The following is a 7,839-nucleotide window of genomic DNA, read 5'->3' on the forward strand; positions in this document are numbered from 1 at the left end:
GAACACAAACAACTATACACTCTCTATATACAAGCTACCTAGTACAACACATACACCTAAAGGAGTATACAACCTCGTATACAAGACACTATCCCTCATAAGTTATTTAGTAGGCTTTTTAAGAAACCCTATGTCCTTGCTTAAGTCGTAGTACACTAGAAACCTTTCTTAATACTCTTTAGTAGTCTTTCGGTAAATAGTATAAGAATCATAGAGAAGTGGTAGCCCGTACAAAAGAAAAAAGAGTGGTGGTTGCTCACGCTTGAAAAACCCAAAAAGAATTACTTAAGTTATTTAGTATCCTTTTTAAGAAAATCAGTTTAAAAAGCTATAAAAAACTATTGTTTTACGTGTTTCTAAATAGCGTTAAAACGGCTCTATACCAACAAAGAAAAGAGCAAAGAAAAACCCCAACCCCTTTTATAAATACTCTTTAGTATGCTTTTTAAGAAAAAGTAGTAGAAAAGCTATTAATTAACGTCTTTTTAATGCCGATAAAATAACCAAAAAAAGCTACTTGCACCCCGCAAATAGCTCATGTTAATATCTAATTGTGTGAAGCAAAGTTTAAGTGGTACTGCTTATGTTCTCGTGGTGGAGAACGTACTACTTGTAATATTGTTTAAATTGAGTATAAAAGCAAGTCTTTGGAATAAGACACTTCAAGTCTTTTTCCCCAATGAGTTGAGATACAATACTTTCAAAGCTGGCCGGCTCTGATTCATTGTATACCAACTCTATTTTTTTGCCTTCATTCTCTAAAACCGTCTTATAAATTGTACATTCTCTCTCGCTTTCCTTAGCGTGTGCCACGCCTTGTCTTACGATTTCTACCACGTTACCCTCAACTAACTTCTCAATCTGTTTAGTGATATTATTCTTTCTACAATCTACATACTTTTGAATAGTGTTATAGCTGAAATAAAACTCTCCATTTGGCTTCATATAGCGTTTTCCATGCATTAGGAATGCAAAGCCCAGGCGTTTTAATTCTATTCGTCCTGGAAGCTGTAAGAGTGCTTTAATCTCACCTTCATAAATACTTATTTTTCTTCTAGCACCAATTTTATAGTTGTTATTGAATACAAGGTCAACCAATCTATTAGTTTCTCTTTCAAACATAACAGTGTCGTAATCGTTGAACATGTCTTTTGGTGTGTTGCAAAGGATATTGAGAATGACTGTTTTCACGTCTTCTCTTTCCATTTTTTCAATGCATTTAAGGTATGTAGCTAATTTCAGCGTTGTATTATGTCTCGTATATTTGTAAATAAGTGAGTTTGCGTCTCGAACCTGCTTCATCTCTTTTGCAAGGTCATCAAGACTGTATACATCAAGATTGACATTCGTTGAAACATTATCCAAAAAGACTGCATTTTCTTTATCAAGCGTTAGTTTTTCACCACGTTCAATTATAAGCCCTTCTCGTTCCGCTACACGCTTTAATAAGTCATTTAATACTATTTGTTTGACAGGGAATAAAAACTCGTCTATCGGGCTGTTAGATAGGTCTAAAGGCGATACAATACCAGCATAGTTACCAGTTTTATAATGTGAGCAAAAAGGTAGCTTCACTGCTTGCTTTTCTGTTGGTCGTAACTCGATTACGTTCTTGTTTTCTCCGACCATTGCGATAACCTGCTTGTACAACAGTTGTAAATCATCATACATAATGATGTTGTCTAGGTATAAAGTGACATGATATCCTTTCCCACCACTATTAAATACGAATATACGACTTCTATTGATTCCATATTCACTTTCTAAGGCGTCTATCAGCCTCATAGTAACGTCTTTTGCTCTTTCCCTAGCGTCTACATCAAATACAATAAACTTTGTACCAGTAGCGCCACCAAAAACGCCTAAATTATTCCCGCCACTAATATGAGTAATGATATCTTTGTCAGTTGGAGCGCTCCGTTTATGTATCCAGCCTTTTTTATTTGTGACAATCTTCTTTTTGACATAGTTTTCTTTTGGTAGATATAAGTCTTTTATAGACTCTAGCACCATATGTTGTTGGTATTCTTGCATTAAAAAAACCCCTTCTTCTAATTGTAAGTACAACGAAACAGAGGTATTGTGCATTCTTTATATAGTTGGTATAATAACTATATAAATCTTATACAAAAATGCCTCTATAAAATGTGTACAGAATTACCTCTGTATAAACTTTATACTGCATTATCTCTGTATAAAACATGTTCGGAATTACCTCTTTTAAAAAAGGAATCCGTTCAATCTAATTGAATGCAATATGCCTAGAGAGCGCTTTATACCTGTTGTTTTGGTCGACAGAAGGTATAAGGCGTTTTTCGTTGTCATTTATTGCTATTATACTACGAATATGGTCGAATAAATAGACTTCTAGAAAGAAAGTCGTTGTGATATCATATACTACTTGCTTTCAAGTAACATACAGCGTACCTGTTCTTCATTATCTTTCATGTATGTATTAAATCTATTTAATCATATATTATAATTATAATTATTTATTTATATTAAGATTAACAGATATTATGCTTATTTCAATTGGTTTGTCACGACGCACATTAATTGAACACATTCTGAAAGGCGATCCATGTCAACATTATTTAATGTTGCATATTCATTCTCATTCGGGTTTGCTTCCTCTAGCATTTCATTTAATCCCTCTACCAACCAAAAAAACTTTCCTTCTAATAACCCTTTTTCACTATTGCTCATCGTCATTTCCTCCTAGTTTTGGTTTCGAAACTTTTTACATAAAAAGAGATGGACTATTGCCCGCTATCCATTCTCTTTTTTAAGCTTTTTGTTTCTGTCATTAATCCCTGTTACCTTAGCTAATTCAATCCATTCTTCAACTTTCTCTTCGCCAAAATCGACTATGTTTTTGGCAATCATACGCTCCATCTTGTATGCTTTTTCGGCGTCTTTGATGTTATCTACACCATAGTAGCCCATCTTACTTGAATAGAACGTCTCAAACTTATCTTTTCTTACAGGCATTGTTTCACCTCATTTACAAACATAGTATATAACGGTTTCGAAACCGTGTAAATATATTTATTGTAATTTATATACATATTTTCTAACATTTACCTATCGAAAATACCCTTCTTTTGTTATATCCAATTAAAAGGCTCAAAAAAAGAGCCAGTTTATCGGGCTGACTCTTTGCGAGGGTGGGGATAACGTTCCACACTTAATAGTTACAAGTTGAGATAATAGACTTATAAAAATAAGTTGTTTTTCTCTATGAAATTGTATCTTCAGTATATCACCCGTATAGCAATCTCATTTGCTACTTTGTATACATAGAAAAAAGACGCTAGTTTTCGCCAGCGCCTTCTTCCCAATCTATTGTCACTTGTACAGAAATCTAGAGGTAGAAAAAATAGAAGATAATAAACAATTAAAGCAATTAGTAACCCTTATATTGTACAAAACATTTAACTGCTTCACAAAGTTTATCTAACTGTTTCGGCTTCCAACTCTTCAATAACTGTTTCTAACGCTTCGATTTTGCCTTCTAAACGTAGTTTTGTTTCTTCCCTCACAATAACATCACGCTCTTGTACGTCAATACGACGGCTTTCCAGCTCAATTTTAGTAAGGTTAATCATATTCATGTGTTCACTGCTTGCACCTTGTAATGAATATAACAGGGCGTTTAAATCAGTCTTATCAATTTTACGCTCACAGAATAGCTTCATTAAGGCTTTACGTGTGATTAAAGCGTCTTTCGGTGTATCAATATTAATATTCACGTCAATCGGCTTCTTTTTGGCTGTCGTTTTCATTTTAGTAGTCATTTTGTCTCCCTCCTAACGCTCGTTTAATGTTTCTTACTATATTTGATTGCCTACCATCAATCATGTTGCCATCTTCATCTAAGTAAGTATTATGAATAGATGTATCTTTGACTTTCATTCGGTTATAAATAATCTTTAGTTGAGCATATGTAAGTTTCCCACTGTCATACAGGGCTTTCACATCATCCCAGGACAAACTATATATACCGTGCTTTTCTAGTCCTAACTCCTGCTCTAAACCCCTGATAGTTTCAATGTTATGAATGTATTGGGCTGTTTCAGGCGTCGGCTCACCGTTAATGTAATGTAGTTGCATCTTTTGTCAATGCCTTTCTTACAACTGGACTTAATCCAGCTAAATTTTGTTCGTGCGCTTCTTTTATGTTGGTGCTCGGTCTTGTATAAAGAATATCGCCTTTTACCCACTTTAGAAGTCCTTCAGTTGGGTCGGTTTCCTCTCTTACCGTGCTATGTTTCATAATTACCGCATAGTGTTTAGGGTCGGTTTTACGCCAGTATTCCAGCTCCTTCGCATGCATAGAGCCGTTATGATTCACATTGCATTTACACCGTTCAAAATGACTTTCGCAAACGTCACAAAAAGGGTCAATATTACCGTTGATAGCCACTATATTTCTAGCTTTTGTTTTCTCCAACTTCTCTGCTATGTCATGTTCACTATTCGCTAGAATTACTATGCCATTAGGCGTTCTTGCGGTTTGTAGCTTGTTTAATCGTTTAGCAAGGCTTTTTACTGTCGCCAATACCTTCACCTCTCATAACGGCTAATAAGAGTGCTTTACGGTTATTTCCGTTCAACCTTTTTTTCTCGTATGATTTGCGGTCGCTCTTGATGTTTAGCATTGTATCTACAAATAGGGTTCTTGTTTCGTTCTTATCCATGTCCTTCTCCTTTACGTAATAAGCCCAATACTAGACTTATTGACCTTCGAGTTCTTGGTTAAAAGCGTCTCTTGCTACCTCTTCATTTGGTCTTGTGTCTACTACTGGGAATAGCGTTTCTTCTCCAGACATGTCACCAGCTATTTTTGAGCTTAATAAGGCGTCTTTGTATTGTTCCACTGCTTCTTCTCGTGTCATTAGTGAAAATTGAGAGTTAAAGGCGTCTCGTTCGGCTTTTAAGACATCATAAATTGATTTAATATTGTTACGTTCTGCCACTGTATATTCTTCTGGCGCTTGTTCCATATACACCCGGTTTGCGTCTGCAATTTGAAAGGCTCTTTCATCTTCAAATACTGGAATATCTGCTTTACTATCAACAAAATTAATCTCTTTGCCGTCAATCTCATGCATTGCTTTTACATATAACTCTGATAATAGTTGTTTCTGCTCTGTTTCAAATTGGGCTTTTCTTTCCGCTAGTGCTTGTGCTTCTGCTTCAAAACCTGCTAAACCTTCATTAAATGTTTCTCGTTGATTAAAAAACTCTTGTTTTAACAGTCCTTTATAGTCTGGTCGATGTACGTCACCTTTGATATATCGTTTATTTGCCATTTCATTCATCCTCCAATGTATAGTTTCCGTCTAGAAAGCCTTTTGGGGCTTCTCCTGTCTCTTTGTACGTGTTTTTTAACTCTTCATATAGTTTTGTGCTCAATCGGACGTCTTCGTTTGTATATCCGCCGTATCGTTTGTTTACAGTGTCCCGTGCTTCTTTGTGGTTGCTTGCTTTACCACGTCCTAATACGATTCCTCTATCTTCTACACGCCAGTTAATCCCTTCACCAGTGATTGTAGTTATTAGTTTCTTACTCATTTATTTAGCTCCTTGTGAAATGCCTGAGCTTCTGCACTTTGTTTTAGTGCGGATACACCTTTTTCCTTTTCGGGCACTTTACCAGCGAGACTCTTTTTAATAGATTTCTTTGCTTCTGTTTGGATTAACGCTTTTACAATAGCAATACGCTCATTCATGATGCGAGTGTCTTTGTTCTGTACCATGCTTGCTAAACTGCTTGGTAGTCCTGCGTTGTTTAAACGTGTTTCTGCTATTTCTAACAACTCCTTACTCTTTTTAATGTTATTCGCTTCAGCAAATGCACTATCGAGCCTTTCCATTGCTTGTGTGCGCTCCTGCTGGATTCGTTCGGCTTCGTCACGATTCGCTAAAGCTTGGTTAACTGCTTCGTCAATATCCGATTTTGTAAAAGTTTCTTCTGTTTGTTGGTCTGTATCATGTTGTTGTTCGTTCTCTAACATATCCGTTTCGCTCCCAATCATAGTCAATATAACGATGTATTAAATTGTCGCTACAATTAATATATAATTAGATTTGTTGTTCCATTTAACACTTTGTATACATAAAACTCATCACACAAAACTGCTGATTAAAAAGATTGGCTGGGAAGTCAGCTTATCTTTTAAAGTCGTATCCAAACGCCGAAAAGTTACCAAAAAAAATCGTCTGTTGGGTTTTATTTTTCGCCCGATACCCCCCGTTGTACCCCCGATGGTTACAACGAGTTAAAACGATTCCCCAGTGAAGAACGTCCATGAGTGAATATAATTGTGAAATATTTCACATAAAGTAAACATAATGTATGTTATAGGTAGTCATAATAGAAATGCTGTTATATCAACGTTTGTCGAGTCCTAGGGATAATGTATAAAGATAGTAGATATATAGATAATCAAATTATGCAATGACATACACAAATATACATGGATTCCCTACCAATATTCATGATTCTATTCAATCCTTTTTGGGCTTCCTGTCCTCCTTCATATACCGATGTATGCATTACTAATTTTTCCGATATAACGACAAAAAAACAGTACAAATTGTACCTAATATTTTTACACATATTCAAGAGAAAAACATGCTTATTTCATTATGTTAAATAGATTTGGATTGACTTTTAATAAGAAAGGGAAATCCCTTCTTACTCGTCATATGGACGAAATTTTTCTCGCAATCCTTCTAATTCTTCTTTTTTGGCTTCTATATCAGCTTTTAGAAATAAACTCACATTCCCTAGCTTTTTAATTGGCGTTAACTTACCAGACTTAATCATAACACTCATACGGGAACGGCTAACGCCTAAAATCTCCATCGCCTCTGAAGTGATAAGAACTTCTTCTCTGATAAAATTCTCGACTTCTTCCCTAGAATTTAAATGATACTTCATTATTCTTCACCTCTCATACATAACTTAATTATAAACATGATAGTATACACAATCCCTGCAACTATACATATCCAATCCAACGTAGTCATTACACTAAAATCATTGGCTATTGCCCACAAAAATAAAATAACAAATACAGTTAAATCAATTGGTTTTATTTTCTTCATCATTTTTCGGTGACGGATGTTATAATAGTAATGAGGGGAATATGGCTGTCAACCCTTCCCCTCATCTTGCTTATTTGCGTTTACGTTTGTTACGTTTACGCTTTTTGCTTTGTTGTAGTTTCTTAGTCGCTTTAGTGTGGATGTCTAAACCAACGTTTATGATTCCGAACACTGAAGCGATTATTGCTACAACATCTTTAATTGTTTCCATCACCTTGCCTCACCTCCTTATAATCTTATTATACTATGGCTATCAACATTTGTAAATAGGTTTTTTTAAATTTGTTTAAGAAAGTTGAAAGAAATAAAAAAAGAGTCGCTGGACTCTATCACTCTCTATCTATTACATACCCTCTCATTACTCACACCTTCCTATCAGCACCACAATATCTCTTATAGTTATTTAGTACCCTTTTGGGAACAACACAACTAATCATATATACAACCGTCCTCTATTCGTTATATAGAAGCAACCTATATAGAAGGTATCAGCAACACTACACACACCACCTGTTATATATAGTATGACTTCCCTTCTCGCTACTCATTGACAACCACTCATAACATACACTCTGTAATACTCTATAGAAGAAAGCCTTCACTCTTTGTTCATTCATCATGTCATTGCATTCATGTTGTAAGTAGTGTCAACCAATCCTTCTATACTATCAATACTCTTTAACAATCTATTGAACAATACAACCAGCAATAAGAGAAGGCATA

Annotated in this window: 12 protein-coding genes; all 12 read right to left on the reverse strand. The window is 35.2% G+C overall.

The features are described 5' to 3' along the window. Positions 1–606 precede the first annotated feature (606 nt). The 12 genes from M1D73_RS30055 to M1D73_RS30110 all read right to left on the reverse strand — a co-directional run bounded on the left by M1D73_RS30055 (position 607) and on the right by M1D73_RS30110 (position 7,330). Positions 607–2,034 carry a bifunctional DNA primase/polymerase gene (locus M1D73_RS30055; protein ID WP_257204847.1) on the reverse strand — a complete coding sequence of 476 codons (1,428 nt, stop codon included), beginning with the start codon at positions 2,032–2,034 and terminating at the stop codon, positions 607–609. Positions 2,035–2,523: 489 nt separating this feature from the next. Then, positions 2,524–2,706, reverse strand: a complete 183-nt coding sequence (locus tag M1D73_RS30060) for a hypothetical protein (RefSeq protein WP_086385199.1) — start codon at positions 2,704–2,706, stop codon at positions 2,524–2,526. Positions 2,707–2,769: 63 nt separating this feature from the next. Continuing rightward, positions 2,770–2,991, reverse strand: a complete 222-nt coding sequence (locus M1D73_RS30065) for a hypothetical protein (protein WP_243341639.1) — start codon at positions 2,989–2,991, stop codon at positions 2,770–2,772. A 461-nt stretch (positions 2,992–3,452) separates the two neighbouring features. Next, positions 3,453–3,797 (reverse strand): hypothetical protein, encoded by a 345-nt coding sequence (locus M1D73_RS30070; RefSeq protein WP_257204848.1) that lies wholly within the window; start codon positions 3,795–3,797, stop codon positions 3,453–3,455. Next, complete coding sequence (locus M1D73_RS30075) at positions 3,787–4,113, reverse strand: hypothetical protein (RefSeq protein WP_061661034.1); 327 nt, start codon at positions 4,111–4,113, stop codon at positions 3,787–3,789. Before M1D73_RS30075 ends, M1D73_RS30070 begins: the two co-directional genes overlap by 11 nt. Continuing rightward, on the reverse strand, positions 4,094–4,561 hold the full coding sequence (locus M1D73_RS30080) for a hypothetical protein (RefSeq protein ID WP_257204849.1): 468 nt from the start codon (positions 4,559–4,561) through the stop codon (positions 4,094–4,096). The genes M1D73_RS30075 and M1D73_RS30080 overlap by 20 nt, the downstream gene beginning before the upstream one ends. After that, the gene (locus M1D73_RS30085) at positions 4,536–4,700 is read right to left on the reverse strand and encodes a hypothetical protein (RefSeq protein WP_187156206.1); all 165 of its coding nucleotides are present in this window, start codon (positions 4,698–4,700) and stop codon (positions 4,536–4,538) included. The genes M1D73_RS30080 and M1D73_RS30085 overlap by 26 nt, the downstream gene beginning before the upstream one ends. A gap of 36 nt (positions 4,701–4,736) precedes the next feature. Continuing rightward, on the reverse strand, positions 4,737–5,315 hold the full coding sequence (locus M1D73_RS30090) for a hypothetical protein (protein WP_257204850.1): 579 nt from the start codon (positions 5,313–5,315) through the stop codon (positions 4,737–4,739). A 1-nt stretch (position 5,316) separates the two neighbouring features. Further along, entirely contained in the window at positions 5,317–5,577 is a 261-nt protein-coding gene (locus tag M1D73_RS30095; protein ID WP_257204851.1) for a hypothetical protein, read from the reverse strand. Next, entirely contained in the window at positions 5,574–6,020 is a 447-nt protein-coding gene (locus M1D73_RS30100; RefSeq protein ID WP_061661038.1) for a capsid assembly scaffolding protein Gp46 family protein, read from the reverse strand. Before M1D73_RS30100 ends, M1D73_RS30095 begins: the two co-directional genes overlap by 4 nt. Before the next feature lie 683 nt (positions 6,021–6,703). Continuing rightward, entirely contained in the window at positions 6,704–6,949 is a 246-nt protein-coding gene (locus M1D73_RS30105; protein ID WP_098361513.1) for a helix-turn-helix domain-containing protein, read from the reverse strand. A 237-nt stretch (positions 6,950–7,186) separates the two neighbouring features. Further along, entirely contained in the window at positions 7,187–7,330 is a 144-nt protein-coding gene (locus tag M1D73_RS30110; RefSeq protein WP_153580007.1) for a hypothetical protein, read from the reverse strand. Positions 7,331–7,839 lie beyond the last annotated feature (509 nt).

It is taken from the genome of Bacillus sp. PK3-067 (genome assembly GCF_056738645.1).

Coding starts and splice junctions, on each gene's coding strand:
- M1D73_RS30100 (WP_061661038.1), bottom strand. CDS start 6,020: ATGTTAGAGAACGAACAACAACATGATACAGACCAACAAACAGAAGAA.
- M1D73_RS30070 (WP_257204848.1), bottom strand. CDS start 3,797: ATGACTACTAAAATGAAAACGACAGCCAAAAAGAAGCCGATTGACGTG.
- M1D73_RS30085 (WP_187156206.1), bottom strand. CDS start 4,700: ATGGATAAGAACGAAACAAGAACCCTATTTGTAGATACAATGCTAAAC.
- M1D73_RS30090 (WP_257204850.1), bottom strand. CDS start 5,315: ATGGCAAATAAACGATATATCAAAGGTGACGTACATCGACCAGACTAT.
- M1D73_RS30105 (WP_098361513.1), bottom strand. CDS start 6,949: ATGAAGTATCATTTAAATTCTAGGGAAGAAGTCGAGAATTTTATCAGA.
- M1D73_RS30075 (WP_061661034.1), bottom strand. CDS start 4,113: ATGCAACTACATTACATTAACGGTGAGCCGACGCCTGAAACAGCCCAA.
- M1D73_RS30060 (WP_086385199.1), bottom strand. CDS start 2,706: ATGAGCAATAGTGAAAAAGGGTTATTAGAAGGAAAGTTTTTTTGGTTG.
- M1D73_RS30055 (WP_257204847.1), bottom strand. CDS start 2,034: ATGCAAGAATACCAACAACATATGGTGCTAGAGTCTATAAAAGACTTA.
- M1D73_RS30065 (WP_243341639.1), bottom strand. CDS start 2,991: ATGCCTGTAAGAAAAGATAAGTTTGAGACGTTCTATTCAAGTAAGATG.
- M1D73_RS30095 (WP_257204851.1), bottom strand. CDS start 5,577: ATGAGTAAGAAACTAATAACTACAATCACTGGTGAAGGGATTAACTGG.